This window comes from Helicobacter sp. T3_23-1056, from assembly GCF_053654535.1.
The window spans coordinates 1-1,315 of sequence record NZ_JBSIUU010000073.1 but is presented as its reverse complement, the minus strand read 5'-3'; the positions used below and the strand labels follow the sequence as shown (position 1 = coordinate 1,315).

Below are 1,315 nucleotides of genomic sequence, written 5' to 3'. Positions count from 1 at the left end.
TCCTTATTGGGCTAAATATTTTACAAATTCTCGCAATGACAAAACTACCCACCCCCTAGCCCCCTCCGCAAGGGAGGGGGAAATAATCCAAAACAACGAAAGCTCCACACAAACAAACCCACAAAAATACATAAAACTAGCCCAAGTAGATTCTATCCGCACGGATTTTGTGCAAGTTGCGATTACTTCTAGCCAAACAGATTCTAGCCAAGACTATGAGCGGCTGCAAGCAAAAGATTTGGGTAAAGTAGCGGCAAATGCGCGCAATCAACAAAACAATGTTTTGATAAGTAGTGATAGAGATATTTCGCGCTACGCGCTCAATATGACAAATGGTATAGATTCTAGCCACAACCAAAATCCAAATGGCAATGCCTTGCACAATAATGCCACGCGCAATAACGCCACAAATGATAATGCTAACCAAAAAGCCTACGATATAGATTCTAGCCAAACAGAATCTACAAACGCCACAGCAGAATCTATGAAAATAGATTCCACCTCGCAAGCATTTGACAACCCCTCCCGCTACAATAAACTAAAATCCAAAAACGACTTAGAAAAAACAAACTTAGAAGCAAAAGATTTGGGCAAAGTAACCGCCACAGGACACAAAGACGCAAACGCAGAATCTAGAGAAAGGTATCAAAGTGGGCATTACATAGATAGCACCACGCTAGAATCTAGCCCAAATGCAAATGGAGATATAACAAGCATTCTTAAAATCTTGCCAAATGTCCAATACGACACAAGGCAAAATTCTAGCTCTACGCCCGGCGAAATCGACCCTGCAAATATCCAAATCTCTGGCGGACTTTATTATCAAAACAACTTCCAACTTGATGGCTTTAATATGAACAACGACTTAAACCCCGCCGCAGGAAGCTATGACAACTACAATCCCGTAGCCACCACAGCACTTCCCGGACGCTCTCAAGGGCTAAATATCGATACGAGCCTGCTAGAATCTATAACCGTGCTAGATAGCAATGTAAGCGCAAGTTACGGCGGATTTACAGGTGGGGTAGTGGAGGCAAATACCAAAAAGGCTACCAAAAAATACGGAGGCAATATCAGCTACCAAATCTCACAAGGCAATGCAAATCCTAAAAATTTAAGCCTTACAAAATATCACATTTATGGTGGGGAAGATGGCGATGGGCTAAATGATTTTTTAGCTGCTGATGCCACAGGAGGACACCCTGAATTTATCAAACATTCTATTCGCGCAAGTGTAGAATCTAGATTTCACAAAAAAGCTGGAATCATCGCTAGCTTTACCACCACACAGAGCTTTATCCCGCTAAATTCTGGC

Annotated in this window: 1 protein-coding gene; it reads left to right on the top strand. The window is 42.2% G+C overall.

The features are described 5' to 3' along the window. Nucleotides 1-325 precede the first annotated feature (325 nt). Nucleotides 326-1,315 (top strand): TonB-dependent receptor plug domain-containing protein (locus tag ACWIUO_RS13690; protein WP_454178442.1); only part of this gene is annotated, 990 nt, incomplete at its 3' end.